Consider the following 15734-nt stretch of genomic DNA (forward strand, 5'->3'; position numbering starts at 1 on the left):
GATGCTGGAGCTGCTGCAGTGGCCCGCCTTTGCAGCCTCCCTCGCGGCCGCGTGGCTGGTGGCATCCAAGTCGATCCATCGGCGCAACATCGGCTTCTGGGTGTTCCTGCTGAGCAATGCGCTGTGGATCGGCTGGGGCTGGCAGGCGAAGGCCTGGGCGCTGATCGCCCTGCAGGTGGGATTGGCGCTGTTGAACCTGCGCGGCCTGCGCAAGACGGAGGACGCGTGAACGAAACGATGGCCCGGCTGCATGCGCTGGCCGATGCGAGCGGATCGCGGCCCGGCCTGCGGGAGCTTGCCTCCGCCGGCCTCGACCAGTTGCCACTGCCGGGCGCTGGCCAGACGCTGCTGCGCTGGCGCATGCTCGCGGAAGTGGCTGCGCTGGACCTGTCCCTTGCCAAGCTCTACGAAGGCCACACCGATGCGATGGCGATCCTCGCCGAGCTGTCGGGGCCCTCGCCTGAAGCCGGCAGCCTGTGGGGCACCTGGTGCGCCGAACCGCCGGATGCGCGCGTGCAGATCCGCGGCGCGGGCACCGGCGCCGTGCGCCTGAACGGGCGCAAGTCATGGTGCTCGGGCGCGGCGGAAGTCAGCCACGCGCTGGTCAGCGGCTGGACAGAGGACGGCAAACCCTGGCTGGCCGCGGTCGCGCTGCGGCAGGCGGGCGTCAGGGTCACGCGCGAGGGCTGGCCCGCGGTCGGCATGGCCGCGAGCGGCAGCGTGGACGTGGTGTTCGAGGACGCCGAGGCCACGGCCGTCGGCGCGCCTGGCGACTACCTGTCGCGTCCTGGCTTCTGGCAAGGCGGTGGCGGCATTGCGGCCTGCTGGTTCGGGGGTGCAGCGGGCATCGCAAGAACCCTGCGTGCGCGCTGCGCGAACTCGTCGGACGCGCATCGGCTGGCGCACCTGGGCGCGGTCGAAGCAGCGCTGCGCCCTGCGCTGGCCCTCCTGCGCGAGACGGCGGCCTGGATCGATGCGCATCCGCAGGACAGTGCGCAGACACCGGCGCTTACGCTGCGCCTGGCTGTCGAGGCGGCCGCGCAGCAGGTGCTGCAGCACGCCTCCCGCGCGCTGGGCGCCGGGCCGCTGTGCCGCGACGAGCGCCTGGCCCGCGCGGTGGCGGACCTGCCCATCTACCTGCGCCAGAGCCATGCCGAACGCGATCTCGAAAGCCTGGGCCGCCAGCTTGCCGAGGCGAATGACAAGGAGTGGCTGCAGCCATGACCCAGGAAGACAGATTGATTGGCCCCGGCGATGGCACGCCCGAGGCGCAGTGGCTCGGATGGCTCTCGGATCACGCCATGCAGGACGCGGCCCTGGACGAACTCCTGTGCGGCAGCCAGCGCGTGCTGCTGGTGGCGCCGCATCCGGACGATGAGGTGCTGGCGGCCGGCGGCCTGCTGGCCATGCTCGCGGCGCACAGGCACGATCCGCTGGTGATTGCGGTCACCGACGGCACCGCCAGCCATCCGGGCTCCACCGAGTGGCCGGCCGAGCGCCTGAAGCGCGAGCGGCCACTCGAGAGCCTGGAGGCACTGACCTGCCTTGGACTGGCCGGCGTGAACCTGCGCATGCAATTGCCCGACGGCGGGCTGCAAGCGGCCGAGGAAACCCTGTCGCGCCGCCTCGAGGAGTACCTTCACAGCGGCGATATGGTGGTCACCACCTGGCGGCACGATGGTCACCCCGACCACGAGGCCACGGGCCGTGCCTGCGCACGCGCCTGCGAACGCTGCGGCGCGCGGCTGCTGGAAGCGCCGGTGTGGGCCTGGCATTGGGCGCAGGTGAACGACGAGCGCCTGCCGTGGGAGCGCGCGCGCAGGCTGCACCTCGATGCGCGCGCCCAGGCCGGCAAGCGCGACGCCGTGCGCGCGTTCGCCAGCCAGCTCGCGCCCGATCCGTCGACCGGTGCAGGGCCCGTGCTGCGCAACAGCACGGTGGCGCGAGCCATGCGCCCCTTCGAGGTCTATTTCGTTTGAGGGGCTTCTCATGAATCGCGTCGGCTTCGAGCGCCTCTACCGCGACGCGGCGGACCCTTATGGACTGCGCACCCGCTGGTACGAAATGCGCAAGCGCGCACTGCTGCTCGCAGCCCTGCCGGACGCGCGCTACCGCAGCGCCTTCGAGCCCGCCTGCGGCAGCGGCGAACTCACGCGCGAACTCGCACCGCGCTGCGCGAAGCTTCTGGCCAGCGACTTCGCCAGCCACGCGGTAGACCAGGCGCGCGCGCGCGTGCGCGACTTCGCGCATGTGCGCGTCGAACAGCAAGGGGTGCCGCAGGACTGGCCGCGGCCGGCCGGCGGCTTCGACCTGATCGTGCTGGGCGAGCTGGGCTACTTTCTCGACGCGGCGCAGATGCGGGGCGTCGCGCAATGCTGCCGGGAGACGCTGGCCGTGCAGGGCACCCTGCTGGCCTGCCACTGGCTGCCGCCCTTCGAGGGGCGCACCCTTCCCACCAAGGAAGTCCACGAGATGCTGGATGCGCTGGGCCTGCCCTGCATCGCGCGCTACAGCGATGCGGACTTCGCCATGGCCGTGTGGCGCCGCGAGCCGGAGTCGGTGGCGCAGCGCGAAGGCATCCGCCCCTGAGAAGCGGGACCTGCGCGCGCAAGAAGGCGCTTGCTTGTCCCACACCATCGCGGCCGGCACGGGTCGAGCATGGAGGGCTGTTGCATCAGGAGCAGACCATGTCGATGAACGTCAGCGAGTTCGTGTGGAAGCGCTTGCAGGAGTGGGGTCTCCACCGCGTCTACGGCTACCCCGGCGACGGCGTCGGCGGGCTGGACGTGGCGCTGGAGAAGGACAAGGGCATGCATTACGTACAGGTGCGCCACGAGGAGATGGCCGCCTTCATGGCTGCGGGCCATGCCAAGTTCACCGGCGAGGTGGGGCTCTGCTATGCCACCTCGGGCCCCGGGGCCATCCACCTGCTCAATGGCCTGTACGACGCCCGCATGGACCACGTGCCCGTGGTCGCCATCGTCGGCCAGCAGGCGCGCAGCGCGATCGGTTCCAGCTACCAGCAGGAAGTGGACCTGCAGTGCCTCTTCAAGGACGTGGCCAGCGAATTTGTCGCCACAGCCAGCGTGCCGGCCCAGGTTCGGCACCTGGTGGACCGCGCGGTGCGCATCGCCGCAAGCCGCCGCACCGTGACCTGCATCATCCTGCCGCAGGACCTGCAGCAGCTGGACTACGAAGACCCGCCGATGGCGCACGGCGCCACGCACACCGGCACCGGCTATGCCGACCCAGCGCCAGTGCCCGCGCAGGCGCAGCTGCAGCGGGCGGCCGAGGTGCTCAATGCCGGGCGCAAGGTCGCGATGCTGGTGGGCGCGGGCGTCCTGGGCGCCACCGACCCGGCGATCCTGGTGGCCGACCGGCTGCAGGCCGGCGCCGCCAAGGCGCTGCTGGGCAAGGCGGCGCTGCCGGACGAGCTGCCGTGGGTCACCGGGTGCATCGGCCTGCTGGGCACCGAGCCGAGCTGGCACCTCATGCAGGAATGCGACACGCTGCTGATGGTGGGCTCGGCCTTTCCGTACAGCGAGTTCCTGCCCAAGCCGGGCAAGGCGCGCGGCGTCCAGATCGACATCGACCCGGCCCGGCTCAGCCTGCGCTACCCGATGGAGGTGAACCTGGTGGGCGACAGTGCGAGCACGCTGCTGGCGCTGCTTCCCCTGCTCGAGCAGAAGTCGGGGGAATGGCGCGAGGACATCCAGGGTCGCGTCGCCAAATGGTGGAAGCTGCTGGAAGAGCGTGCCATGCAACCGGCCGAGCCGATCAATCCGCAGCGCGTGTTCTGGGAGCTCTCCAGCCGCCTGCCGGAAGACTGCATCTTCACCGGCGACGCCGGCACGGTGGCCAACTGGTATGCGCGCGACATCCGCATGCGCCGCGGCATGATGGGCTCGCTCTCCGGCGGACTGGCGTCGCTGGGCTCGGCCACGCCCTATGCACTGGCGGCCAAGATGGCGCACCCCGGGCGGCCGGTGATCGCCTTCATCGGCGACGGTGCGATGCAGATGAACGGCCTGAACGTGATGATCACCATCGCCAAGTACTGGCGGCAGTGGAAGGACCCGCGGCTGGTCGTCATGGTCCTCAACAACCGCGACCTGTCGCAGGTGACCTGGGAAGAGCGGGTGCAGATGGGCGAGGGCAAGACCGAGTCCACGCAGGCGCTGCCGGACTTTCCCTATCACCGCTATGCGGAGCTGCTCGGCCTCAAGGGCATCCGCGTGGACAAGCCAGAGGCGTTGGGCGCCGCCTGGGACGAGGCACTGTCGGCCGACCGCCCGGTGCTGCTCGAATGCGTGACCGACCCGAACGTTCCGCCGCTGCCGCCGCACATCAGTGCCAAGGAGGCGCTCGGCTTCATGGGAATGACACGCAGCGAGCCGGAACTGGGCAGCGTGCTGGTGAACACCGCGCGCCAGGTGCTGGCCCGCGTCCTTCCGGGCCACAAGGGCTGAGCCGGCTGCTCAGTAGCGCAGGTCGTACATGACCAGCAGCGCAAAGACCAGCAGCAGGACGAATGCAATGATGATGGCGACCCTCATCGCTTGATGCTCCTTTGTTGGTGTCGTGATCATGCGGGGCCGGGGCGTCGGGCAATCCCATTATGGAAGCGGCGCTGCCCGCGCGAAAGCCGACGCGTCCCACAAGCCGGCACGCAGGCTTCCTACGCAGGGCCTGAGAAAGCCGCATCGAGCATGGCCCGATGAACCGCCCAAGTCGCCGCAGGAGGCCGGTCCGCCCGGCCGCTGAGTGCGCGGCGGCCTTGCGCCGCCGGTCGCTTATGCTCGGTCCGCATCGCGAACCTCGCGTCAGGAACTCCGGACCATGCATGCCGACACGAACAGCCGCACCGACATCCTCCAGTCCCTGCTCGACGAGCGTCATAGCTGCCGCGCCTTCCTGCCCCAGCCCTTGCCGCGCGAGACCATCGAGCGCGTGATCTCGCTGGCGCAAAAGAGCGCCTCGTGGTGCAACGCGCAACCCTGGCAGGTGCACGTGCTCTCTGCCGAGGCCACCGAGCGGGCGCGGCACGACCTGCTGGCCCACGTGCAGACGCAACCGCCGCAGCCGGACATCGCCTTTCCCGAGGCCTACCGCGGCGTGTATGCCGAGCGCCGGCGCGAGTGCGCATGGCGGCTCTACGAGGCCGTGGGCGTGACCTGGGGCGACCGGGTGGCGTCGGCGAAGCAGACCGGCGAGAACTTCCGCTTTTTCGGTGCGCCGCACCTGGCCATCGTGAGCAGCGATGCCAGCCTGGGCAGCTATGGCGCGGTGGACTGCGGCGCCTTCGTCGGCAACTTCATGCTGGCGGCCCAATCGATGGGCGTGGCGAGCATCGCGCAGGCGGCGCTCGCGGCCTACTCGCCCTTCTGGCACGCGTGGCTGGGCATGGGTGCGGACCGCCAGGTGGTGTGCGGCATCTCCTTCGGCCACGAGGACAGCGCGCATCCTTCCAATGCCTTCCGCACCAGCCGCGCAGCCCTGGGCGAGGCGCTGACCTGGGTCGACTAGCCGCGGCGCGGCGGCCGGCTCATTCGCCGGGCGAGCACAGCCAGTGCCAGCGCACGATGCGCTGGTCGCAGTACTTCGCCACCACGCGGTCCGCCTGCTCGGCGGTGCCGGTGTGTTCCCACTGCGTGTCGATCCAGATCAGGGCTTCGTAGAGGTCGTCTGAACTGCCGCGCTGGTCGTAGCGGTCGAGCAGGGCGCGCACCAGTTCGCCGTTGGCCCATTCGTCGCCCAGCGTGGCCTCGTCGCGCAGCAGGTCCAGCCGGCCCTTGTCGCGGCCGTGCGGATCGGGCACTGGCTGCAAGGCAGGCGCGGGCGGCTGTTGCGAGTGTCGCCTGGACGAGCCGTGCGCCAGGAAGGCGGCGGGCGCCGCTAGGGCCAATGCAAGAACCGACAGGGCCGCCGCCCGGTGGACCCGCCGGATTCCGGAATTGAAGATCGGCATGGCGCGCTCCGAAGTGATCGCTGGCGCAAGGTTAGAGCCAAGGCGGCCGTTGCGCGTCATCCAGAACGACGATGCAGCGCAGCCGTTGCGCCCGGGCGTATCCTTTTGCGCCCGCCGTCCGTCCTGAAGGGGGTCGTCATTCGCTTTCAGGAAAACGAAAGGAACCAGCTCCATGACCACTTCCGCACCGGCATACGGCGTCGACCGCAACTGGCCCCTGGTCGCCGCCGGCGCCCTCATGAGCTGCGTCGCCATCGGCGTCGTGTTTTCGCTTGCCGTGTTCCTCGACCCCATGGGCGCAGACACCGGCTGGACGCGCACCGGCATCTCCAGCGCGATGACGCTGGCCTTCGTCAGCATGGGCTTCGCCGGCTTCGGCTGGGGCGCGCTGAGCGACAGGTACGGGCCCCGCCCCGTGGTGCTGGCGGGCATCGTGCTGCTGGGGCTGGCGAGCGTGCTGTCCAGCCGCGCGCAGAGCCTGCTCGGATTCCAGCTGTGCTTCGGCGTGCTGACCGGCATCGCGGCCGGTGCCTTCTTCGCGCCCATCATGGCCGCCACCGCAGCTTCCTTCGAGAAGCACCGCGGCCTGGCGGTCTCGCTGGTGTCGGCAGGCATGGGCGTGGCGCCCATGACCATCGCGCCCTTCGCGGCCTGGCTCGTGTCGCAGCATGGCTGGCGCAGCGCGCAGCTGACCATCGGCATCGCTGCATGGGTCGTGCTGCTGCCGGCGGTGTGGTTCGTGCGCGTGTCGAAGTTCGATCCCGGCGCGCAGGGCGGGCCGGCGGGCGCGGCGGCCGGCGCGATGACGGCCGGGCAGGCGCTGAAGTCGCGCGCCTTCATCGTCCTGGGGCTGGCCTTTTTCGCCTGCTGCGCCGCGCATTCGGGGCCCATCTTCCACACGGTGAGCTACGCGATCGGCTGCGGACTGCCGGTGGTGACGGCAGTCACCATCTACAGCATGGAAGGGCTTGCGGGCCTGGGTGGGCGCCTGCTCTTCGGCGTGGCGGCGGACCGGCTGGGCGCCAAGCGCGTGCTGATCGCGGGCTTGCTGATCCAGGCCTTCGCGGCGGCATCGTATCTGCTCGTTCGGCAGCTCGAAGGCTTTTATGCGGTGGCGGTGGTCTTCGGCGCCGCCTATGGCGGCGTGATGCCGCTGTACGCTGCGCTGGCGCGCGAAGCCTTCGGACCGCGCATCCTGGGCACGGTGCTTGGCGCGGCGACCATGCTCTCTGGCACCGGCATGGCGCTGGGGCCGCTGGCTGGCGGCTGGCTGTACGACCGCTTCGGCAGCTACACCTGGCTGTACCTGGGCTCGCTGGCCATCGGGCTGGCGGCGGCGGGCATCGCCTGGGCTTTCCCGCGGGCACCCGCGGCCGGCCCGCGGCTCACGCCGGTGGCGGCCTGATCGGAAGCAGCGCCTCGACCACATAGCGCGCGTAGCGGAAGTCGAGGATGTGCACGAGCTGCCCCCCACGCCACGCCAGCAGCACGGCGTAGGCGGGACTGGCGGCTTCACCACCTTCATACATCCACAGGCCGGGCCGGCCTTCGATCACGCCCGGCTCGGCCCGCACGTCATGCACCCTGGCGTAGTTGCCGAAGTAGTTGCCGACCTGCGCCTTGCCCCGCGCCTCGGTCCTGGCGGGCAGGTTCAGCCGGACTTCGTCGGCGAGCAGGTCGCGCAAGCCGTCGAAGTCGCGGGCATTGAAGCGGTCCGCGTAGAGCTGCAACTGGTCGTGCTGCCCGGGCGCGAGTTCGGTGGCCCGCGGTGCCTCGACGGAAGCCTGGCGACCCAGCTCGCGCAGCCGCGTGCGGCCACGATGCAGGGCGGCCTTCACCGCGGGCACGTTGGTGTCGAGCAGCTGCGCAGTCTCGTCGAGCGCATGGCCCAGCACGTCGAACAGGATCACGGCGCTGCGCTGGCGCGTGGGCAACTGCATGAAGGTGGCCAGCGCGGCCGTTGCTGCCTGGGCGCGTTCCAGCGCATCGCCGGCACCGGTGGTGTCCACGGGCGCCAGGGCTTCGATCTCGTCGTCGTCCTGCAGGTCGACGAAAAGGCCGCGCTCCAGCGCGCGGTGGCGCAGGAAGTCCAGGGCCGCGTTGTGCGCGATGCGGAAGAGCCAGGCGTCGGGTTGCCGCACGGTGGCCGGGTCGTAGCGGGTTGCGGCCTTGGCCAGGGCCTCCTGCACGATGTCCTCGCCATCGAGCGAAGAGCCGGCCATGCGCGCCACGTAGCGGTGCAGGCGCGGGCGCAGCCGCGCCGACAGTTGCGCCAGGTCGTCGGGGGCGGGTGGGGTGTCCGCGGCCATGCGGTCCATTGTGAGGGAGGTGTTCATGCGCTGCATGACGAACGGGAGGGACCAAAGGATGCGCGCATCCTTTGCCTTGCCGCGAACGTCTTGCAGTGCATGGCCATGCCGGCCCGCAGGAAAGGTTTGCCATGGGAAAGACCACGATGGTCCGCTACAAGACCCACCCGGGGCATGCGGCGCGCAATGCAGAGCTGATCGCGCAGGTGTTTGCCGCGCTTGCGCGCGATCGCCCTGCGGGCATTCGCTACCTGGTGCTGCGCGCGGAGGACGGCCTGAGCTTCACCCACGTGGCGACGCTGGAGGACGGGCTGCCCGTCCATCCGCTCACGTCGCTGCCCGAGTTCCAGGCCTTCGTCGCCGACATCCGCACGCGCTGCGAGGTGCCGCCCGAGCAGACAGGCGCCGAGGTGCTGGGGCGCTACCCCGCCTAGGCGCGGCCGCCGCCGCGCACCATCGACAGGATCTTGCCGGTGTCGAGGGTGCGCGCCATCTCCTGCATCTGCGGCAGGTAGCGCGTCTGCAGCTGCTGGCCGTCGGCCATCACGTGCTGGTAGGCATCGCGCAGCATCTGCGTGCCCAGGGTGCGGCCGCCGGCGTAGTACTGGTTGGCCACGTGGCCCAGCGCGTAGGTGGAAGCGAAGCTCATGCCGCTGCTCACCGCCTGGCGGCCCAGGCCGCCCAGCAGGCCCTTGCCGGCCTTGCCCAGCAGGCCGCTGAGCAGCTTGCGCCCCGCCTGCTCCAGGTACTGCGAGGTGAGGCCCACGCCCAGCGTGGCCAGCAGGTCCTTCACGTGGCCGGCGTCCAGCTGGTAGCCGTAGCTTTCGCCGACCTGGTAGACCAGGCGCATCTGCAGCGGAATGATCGCCAGGGTCGAGAGGTTTTCGGGCAGCAGTTCGATGGCGCCGTTGAGCAGGGCGGCATTGAGGATCTTGCGGTCCATGTCCTGCGTGCTGAGCGTGCCGGGACGGCGCTGTGCGGCGTCGGTGGCCGGCAGGGCGTCCACGGCGGCGGGATGCGGTGCGCTCTGAGTCGCAGCCACCACGATGGGCAAGGGTGTGGCCTGTGCGGGTGCCTGCAGCGGGGCCGTGCCCAGCGCTTCAGCCTGGTCGGCAAAGCCGGCGCCGGCGTGGTTTCCCAAAGCCTCGCGTAGCTGCACCAGGAACGCGGCTTCCTGCGCGCTGGTCTGGCCATCGGCATCGCACACGCACACCGCCATCTCGTAGGCCAGCTGACGTGATTCGGGGCTGGCTAGCCGGGGCAACACGTCAGCAAGCTTCACCCTGCGCAACAGAACATCCTGATACAGGCCCGGCAGGTTGATCTGCTCGTCCTGCACCAGGCCCTGGGCCACCTGCCGGATCTGGTCGCGTTCGCGGTCGTGCTTGTCGCCGTCGGCGTAGGCGGCCAGCAGGCAGATGGTGAGGATGGCGCGGGTTTCTTCAGGGGTCATCAAGGCTCCTTTTCGTCGATGGACTGCGTGTTCAGTGTCGATGGAGCCTGCTTGACCGTCGGTGGTTCCCCGGCCCGTGCGGCCAGGCAGCCCGCGGCGGCGACCAGTTGCGCCGCGTCCGGAAAGCTGCACAGCTCATCGGGGGATTCGGGCGCCTCGATGCGGGCCCAGCCGACGATACCCGCCGCGTCCACCATGAAGTGGCCGACGAGCTGAGTGCCGTGCTGCTCGAAGATCGCCTGGTCGACGCCATCGGGCTGGAAGCCGTCTTTCGCATTGAGTACCGCGTTGGCCTGCATGGGGTGCATGGCAGCGGGCAACTCGCCGCCGGGGTTGATGCGCGCGGCCTCGAACCGGGCGAGGCTGGTGCGATGTGGCCACTCGGGCGGCCCGCCCCCGCCGTCGTCGGGCACGAACTGCGCGTGCGGCACGCCGAAGGCGTGGTGAGAGAGGCACTCGGGGTCGCAAAGCAGCATGACCTGCGTCGGCCGGTAGCGAAAGTACATCCGCGCACGCTCGGCGGGCGTGTTGATCACGGCGATGGTCTTGACGCCCAGGCGCCACAGTGCCGGCTGCACGCCCGCCAGCTGGAGAAGCTGGCGACGGCAGAAGGGGCAATGCAGCCCGCGGTAGAAGCCGATCAGGAAGGGGCGGCCGCGCAGGGTGGCCAACGAGACCGGGCCCTGCGCGTTTGCCGCGGGCAGCGAGAACGCGGGAGCCGCATCACCCGGCCGCAGGGCTGGCTGGCGTGCCTGCTGCATGGCGTGGCTTCCGCATGCGCGCAGGCTAGCGCTTGACGACCACCACTTCCAGGTACTCGCTGGGCACCACCATCGTGCCGTCGCCCGAGCGATTGAAGCGGCCCACCAGCGCAATGATCTCCGCCGCGAGCTTCTCCTTGCCTGCACCGTCCAACGCCGCGAAGGCCTTGAGCGTGGGGCCGTACATGTTGCGGAACACCTCCAGGAAATGCTCGGCCGAGCGATAGCGGAACACGAAGTGGCGCTCCTGCAGCTCGATGGCCGCGGCCTGCGGCTCGAACCGCTCGCGGATGAACTCCGGCGTGCCCCAGCGGGCCGGCGACATCACCCCCGGAGGCGGCGGCAGGTGGCTGCCGATGGTGCGGAACAGCTGGCCGATGAAACCCTGCGGCGTCCAGTTGGCCATGCCGATCTTGCCGCCCGGCCGGCATACGCGCATCAGCTCGGCAGCGGCCTGCGGCTGGTTGGGCGTGAACATCACGCCGAAGGTGGAGACCACGGCGTCGAAGCTGGCATCTTCGAAGGGGAGGTCTTCCGCGTCGGCCACGCGGGTGGCCAGCGGCAGGCGCTCGGCGGCGGCGCGTTCGGCGGCGCGATCCAGCAGTGCGGCCACGTAGTCGGTGGCCAGCACGTCGCAGCCGCGCCGCGCCGCGGCCAGCGAGACGTTGCCGTTGCCGGCGGCCACGTCGAGCACCTTCTGGCCCGCACGAACATCCAGCGCCTCGCAAAGGCTTTCGCCCACGATTTGCAGTGTGGTGCCGACGACGGCATAGTCGCCCGAGGACCAGGCGGCGTGCTGGCGTGCCTTGGCGGCGGCGAGATCAACGGTGGGCGCGGTAACGGACATGGCAGCGATCCTCAAATGTGTGGATGACGGAGCCCTCGTGCGGCGTGCCGGTGGCGCGCTGCCGGGCTCTGGGCTGCATCGTCGAGGCCCGGCGTGGTAGCGCCCGTGGATGGCGGCATGGATTCGGCGCAAGGGGCGGCATCCACGCCCCTGGTGCTGCGGCTGCTGGGGCCCGTGGAAGTGCTGCGCCAGGGCCGGCCGCAGGCCTTGCCGGCCTCGCGCAAGGTGCGCGCCCTCATGGCCTACCTGGCGCTCGCACCGGCGCCTGTGCTGCGCGAACGGCTTTGCGAGCTGCTGTGGCCGATGCCCGACGATCCGCGCGCGGAGCTGCGTGGCAGCCTCTCCAAGCTGCGCCCACTGCTCGACAGCGCCGGGCACCCGCGACTGCTGGCCGAGGGCGATGCGGTGCGGCTGGACCTGGAGGGCGTGAGCGTCGATGCGCGCGAGGTGGAGCGCGCGGTGCAGGGCGGCCTTCAGGGTGTGCCGACCGCGCGGCTGCGCGAGCTGATCGCCTTCCTGCGCGGCGACTTCCTGCAGGGCCTGGAGATCGACAACTGCCCGCAGTTCAGCGCATGGCAGGTTGCGCAGCGAAGGCGCTTCCGGGCTTCACACCTGGCGCTCCTCGAGGCCCTGGTCGAGCGTCTTCCTCCTGAAGACGACGAGACGCTGTCCGTGCTGGCCGGCTGGCTGCAGATCTCCCCCTTCGACCGCCATGCCCACATGCGCACGCTGGCGGCGCTGGCACGCCGCGGCGCCTTGCGCGATGGCGAGGAGCACCTGGCGATCGCGGTGCGCACCTTCGAGGCCGAGGGCCTGGACCCGGGCCTGCTCGTCGATGCCTGGCGGCGCGCGCGCGAAGACGCGGCGAGCCCGCCATCCGTGGCCGCCGTGCAGGCCGGGCCCACCGCGGCCGCGCAATCGATGGCGGCGGCTCCGCCTGCCGCGCCCTCATCGGCGAGCGCGCCTGCGGAGCACGGCGCGCCCGGCCTGCCGCCGCGCGCCTCCATCGCCGTCATGCCCTTCGATGCCAGCGGCGCCGACGCGCCAGGGCAGGGCGGACTGGCCGATGCGCTGGTGCACGATGTGATCGTCGGCCTGGCCAGGCTGCGCGCGCTCTTCGTCATCGCGCAGGGCACGGTGTTCGCGCTGGGCGGACGCGGCATGGGGCCGGAGGAGGCCGGCCGCCTGCTGCATGTGGACTACGTGGCCAATGGCCGCCTGCGCCGCACGCCAGGCCGGCTCTCGGTGTGGGTGGAACTGGTGGAGGTGCGCAGCGCCCGCGTGGTGTGGAGCGAGGATTTCGACGAGCCGCTGGACGACGCCTTCATGGTGCTCGACACCATCGGCCAGCGCATCGTCTCAGCCATCGACGGCGAAGTGGAACTGGCCGAGCGCCAGCGTGCGCTGCTCAAGCCGCCGGGCTCGCTGGACGCCTGGGAGTCCTATCACCGTGGCCTGTGGCACATGTACCGCTTCCGCCAGGACGACAACGAGTGCGCGCGCCGGCTCTTCGAGCGCGCGCTGAAGATGGACCCGACCTTCGCGCGTGCGCATGCGGCGCTGTCCTTCACGCACTTCCAGGACGCCTTCCAGAACTGGAGCGATCGCGCACGGGCGGTGCGCCAGGCGCTGGACTCGGCGGGCCGCAGCATCATCACCGACGAGCGCGACCCGGCCGCGCACTGGGCCATGGGCCGTGCGCTGTGGCTGCACGGCGATGCGGCGCCGTCGCTGGACGAACTCGAATCGGCCGTGCGCCTGAGTCCCAACTTCGCCATGGGCCACTACTCGCTGGCTTTCGTGCACAGCCAGTCGGGTGACCCCGGCAAGGCGCTGCGCGCCTCGGACCAGTCGCGGCACCTCAGCCCCTTCGATCCGATGATGTTCGCGATGATGGGCGCGCGGGCCCTGGCCCTGGTGCGCCTGGGCCGCTACGAGGAAGCGGCCGAGTGGTCGCTGAAGGCCGCGGCGCGGCCCAACGCGCATGTGCACATCCTGGGCATCGCGGCGCATTGCCTGGCGCTGGCCGGGCGCCTGGCGGAGGCGCGCGGCTTCGTGCAGGCCATCCGGCGCCAGCAGCCGGGCTATGGGCGCGAATCCTTCTTCGCGGCTTTCAGGTTCGACGACGATGCCGCAGCCGCCTTCGGGCAGGCCGCAAAGACGCTGGACTGGTGAACCCCGTCACCAGTGTCCCAGCACCTTCCACCACGCGAGCCCGACGGTGGCGAACACGAGCAGGTGCATCAGGGCCATGACCAACCCGACGCTCCACCACTTGCCCATGGTCACGTAGCCGCTGCCGAAGATGATGGGCGATGTGCCGGTGGCGTAGTGGGTCAGCGTCATCATGATGCTGGAGGCCGCCACCATCATCAGTAGGAAGGGGATGAGGTAGGCGGCCGGCACCAGGTGCGCGCCCACCGTGAGGAAGGCCAGCATCATCGCGCTGATGTGCGCCGTGGTGCTGGCGAAGAAGTAGTGCGAGAACAGGAACACCAGCACCAGCACGGCCGCTGCCATCGGCCAGGCCATGCCGCTGGCCTCGATGCTGCCCTGAAGGCCCTTGGAGAACCAGGTGATCACGCCGGCCTTGTTCAGCTCGCCGGCCAGCATCACCAGCGAGCCGAACCAGATCAGCGTGTCCCACGCGCTCTTCTCGGACAGCACGTCGTCCCAGCTGATGGTGCCGGTGATCAGCAGCACGAACAGGCCCAGCATGGCCACCACCGTCGGGTCCATGCTGAAGCCCCGACCGAAGATCATCGCCGGCACGTCGGCCCACAGCACCAGCAGCATCGCGAAGGTGCCCACCATCACGCGCTCCTTCGGGCTGAGCGCGCCCATCTTCTTCAGCTCCTGGTGCGCGTAGGTCACGGCGTCGGGCGTCTTCCTGATCTCGGGCGGCGAGAGCAGGTAGATGGCCAGCGGCATCAGCAGCAGGCACACCAGGCCCGGCAGCAGCATCGCCAGCGCCCAGGTGCCCCAGCTCAGGTGGAAGCTCTGGTTGGTCACCTTGGCCACGTAGTCCACCACCAGCGGATTGGGCGCGGTGGCGGTGACGAACATCGCCGAGGTGATCGGGTTGGCGTGGTAGTTGACCAGGGCCAGGTAGGTGCCCACCTTGCCCTCGGTTTTCTTCTCCGGATCGGAGTCGAAGGCACCGGCGATGGAACGCATGATCGGGTGCACGATGCCACCGCCGCGCGCCGTGTTGCTGGGGGTGAAGGGCGCGAGGATCAGCTCGCACACCGCCAGCCCGTAGCCGATGCCCACCGTGCTCTTGCCCAGCAGCGAGATGAAGTACAGGCCGATGCGGTGCCCCAGGCCCGTCTTCTTCAACCCGCGCGAGATCAGTACCGACACCACGATCAGCCAGATGAGCGGGTTGGCGTAGCTCGCCAGCGCATCGGCGATGGCCTCCTTGGAGGAGTCGGCCGTGACCTGCGAGAGCGCGACGATCATCACCGCCATGAGCGCCATCACGCCGATGGGCATCACCTTCAGGATGATGGCCACGATGGTGGTCAGGAAGATGGCCACCAGGGCCCAGGCGTCGGGCTTGAGGCCCTCGGGCGTAGGCATCAGCAGAAGCACGACCAGCACCAGCGTGGTGATGATCGCCGGCACGATGCGAAAGGGCACGGCATCGCGGAAGTAGCGTGCGGCGCGAAGGAAGGACTGCGGCATGTTGGAGTTTCCTTGTTTCCGAGCGCACGCCGCACTCCTGTCGCGGCGTAGCGGGCGCATTGTGCGCGACAAGGATGGCGGGAAGCCGGCAGTCCGGGTGGATCACTGCGGAAACTGCACAAAGGGGCCGGCCGGCGCTTGCCCAGGGGGAACGTAGGCCGGCGCGGGCGAGCCGGCCGGGCCCAACGCGACCACGTAGAGGTAGATTGCGCGCAGGTCCGTGTCGCTCATCGCGCGAACATTGAACCAGGGCATGGGCGGCCGGGGCTCGAAGTGGCGGGCCACGTCCAGCCACTGCGCCTCGCTCATCTGGCCGATGTAGATGCGCAGGTTGCTCGGATAGGTGGTGCCCCAGGGGCCGCGCCAGCCCAGGACATCGCCGGTGAGCCAGAGCTTCTCGGGCACCTTGCCATTGTCCTGGCCATAGCCGGGCGTGTGGCAGTCGTTGCAGCCGGCCACCTGCACCAGGTAGCGGCCGCGCTCGATCATCCGGCCGCGCTCGGCGGCGGAAGCCGGCGCAGGCGGGTGCGACACCCCCTGCGCCCAGGTGCAGGAGGCGGCCAGCGAAAGGACCAGGGGTGCGAACCGCGCCGAAAGCAGGCTCTTCATGGGAACTTGTATGGATGCCTCCCGGCTATGAGGAGTAACCCGCATCGGTGTTGTGAAGAAGTCGGCTGCTGCCTTGTATCCGGCCTGTTGTGTGAGGAGC

16 protein-coding genes are annotated in these 15734 nt (G+C 70.1%); 9 read left to right on the top strand and 7 right to left on the bottom strand.

Annotated elements, in window-relative coordinates:
* Position 1 precedes the first annotated feature (1 nt).
* From BM345_RS27060 to BM345_RS27085, 6 genes are all read left to right on the top strand, one after another.
* The gene (locus BM345_RS27060) at positions 2-229 is read left to right on the top strand and encodes a hypothetical protein (RefSeq protein ID WP_093386216.1); all 228 of its coding nucleotides are present in this window, start codon (positions 2-4) and stop codon (positions 227-229) included.
* Positions 226-1224, top strand: coding sequence for an acyl-CoA dehydrogenase family protein (locus BM345_RS27065; RefSeq protein WP_093386218.1), 999 nt, complete (start codon positions 226-228; stop codon positions 1222-1224). Before BM345_RS27060 ends, BM345_RS27065 begins: the two co-directional genes overlap by 4 nt.
* Positions 1221-1979 carry a PIG-L deacetylase family protein gene (locus tag BM345_RS27070; RefSeq protein ID WP_093386221.1) on the top strand — a complete coding sequence of 253 codons (759 nt, stop codon included), beginning with the start codon at positions 1221-1223 and terminating at the stop codon, positions 1977-1979. Before BM345_RS27065 ends, BM345_RS27070 begins: the two co-directional genes overlap by 4 nt.
* Before the next feature lie 10 nt (positions 1980-1989).
* Entirely contained in the window at positions 1990-2589 is a 600-nt protein-coding gene (locus tag BM345_RS27075) for a class I SAM-dependent methyltransferase (RefSeq protein ID WP_093386223.1), read from the top strand.
* A gap of 98 nt (positions 2590-2687) precedes the next feature.
* Positions 2688-4469, top strand: a complete 1782-nt coding sequence (locus BM345_RS27080) for a thiamine pyrophosphate-requiring protein (RefSeq protein WP_217654036.1) — start codon at positions 2688-2690, stop codon at positions 4467-4469.
* 370 nt (positions 4470-4839) lie between these two features.
* On the top strand, positions 4840-5526 hold the full coding sequence (locus BM345_RS27085) for a nitroreductase (RefSeq protein ID WP_093386225.1): 687 nt from the start codon (positions 4840-4842) through the stop codon (positions 5524-5526).
* Positions 5527-5545: 19 nt separating this feature from the next.
* On the opposite strand, the gene BM345_RS27090 is transcribed toward BM345_RS27085, so the two are convergent.
* Positions 5546-5968, bottom strand: coding sequence for a hypothetical protein (locus BM345_RS27090; RefSeq protein ID WP_093386227.1), 423 nt, complete (start codon positions 5966-5968; stop codon positions 5546-5548).
* Between the two features lie 172 nt (positions 5969-6140).
* On the opposite strand from BM345_RS27090, the gene BM345_RS27095 reads away from it, so the two are divergent.
* A complete protein-coding gene (locus BM345_RS27095; RefSeq protein WP_093386229.1) occupies positions 6141-7373 on the top strand; it encodes an MFS transporter in 1233 nt (410 codons plus the stop codon).
* On the opposite strand, the gene BM345_RS27100 is transcribed toward BM345_RS27095, so the two are convergent.
* Entirely contained in the window at positions 7354-8304 is a 951-nt protein-coding gene (locus BM345_RS27100; RefSeq protein ID WP_254790023.1) for a sigma-70 family RNA polymerase sigma factor, read from the bottom strand. The two genes, BM345_RS27095 and BM345_RS27100, sit on opposite strands and share 20 nt — an antisense overlap.
* A gap of 104 nt (positions 8305-8408) precedes the next feature.
* On the opposite strand from BM345_RS27100, the gene BM345_RS27105 reads away from it, so the two are divergent.
* On the top strand, positions 8409-8711 hold the full coding sequence (locus BM345_RS27105) for a hypothetical protein (protein ID WP_093386232.1): 303 nt from the start codon (positions 8409-8411) through the stop codon (positions 8709-8711).
* Here BM345_RS27105 and BM345_RS27110 read toward each other — a convergent pair.
* The 3 genes from BM345_RS27110 to BM345_RS27120 are packed head-to-tail and all read right to left on the bottom strand — an operon-like array spanning position 8708 to position 11338.
* A complete protein-coding gene (locus BM345_RS27110) occupies positions 8708-9730 on the bottom strand; it encodes a YcjF family protein (RefSeq protein WP_093386234.1) in 1023 nt (340 codons plus the stop codon). The genes BM345_RS27105 and BM345_RS27110 overlap by 4 nt on opposite strands.
* A complete protein-coding gene (locus tag BM345_RS27115; RefSeq protein ID WP_093386237.1) occupies positions 9730-10491 on the bottom strand; it encodes a redoxin domain-containing protein in 762 nt (253 codons plus the stop codon). Before BM345_RS27115 ends, BM345_RS27110 begins: the two co-directional genes overlap by 1 nt.
* A gap of 25 nt (positions 10492-10516) precedes the next feature.
* A complete protein-coding gene (locus BM345_RS27120) occupies positions 10517-11338 on the bottom strand; it encodes a class I SAM-dependent methyltransferase (RefSeq protein WP_093386239.1) in 822 nt (273 codons plus the stop codon).
* Positions 11339-11455: 117 nt separating this feature from the next.
* On the opposite strand from BM345_RS27120, the gene BM345_RS27125 reads away from it, so the two are divergent.
* A complete protein-coding gene (locus BM345_RS27125) occupies positions 11456-13513 on the top strand; it encodes a transcriptional regulator (RefSeq protein WP_093386242.1) in 2058 nt (685 codons plus the stop codon).
* Positions 13514-13519: 6 nt separating this feature from the next.
* Here the strand turns inward: BM345_RS27125 and BM345_RS27130 are convergent, their stop codons facing one another.
* Positions 13520-15025 (bottom strand): DASS family sodium-coupled anion symporter, encoded by a 1506-nt coding sequence (locus BM345_RS27130; RefSeq protein ID WP_093386244.1) that lies wholly within the window; start codon positions 15023-15025, stop codon positions 13520-13522.
* Between the two features lie 102 nt (positions 15026-15127).
* Positions 15128-15634, bottom strand: a complete 507-nt coding sequence (locus BM345_RS27135) for a c-type cytochrome (RefSeq protein WP_217654037.1) — start codon at positions 15632-15634, stop codon at positions 15128-15130.
* Between the last annotated feature and the right edge of the window lie 100 nt (positions 15635-15734).

This window comes from Variovorax sp. OV329, from assembly GCF_900114785.1.
In the GTDB taxonomy this organism is placed as follows: domain Bacteria; phylum Pseudomonadota; class Gammaproteobacteria; order Burkholderiales; family Burkholderiaceae_C; genus Variovorax.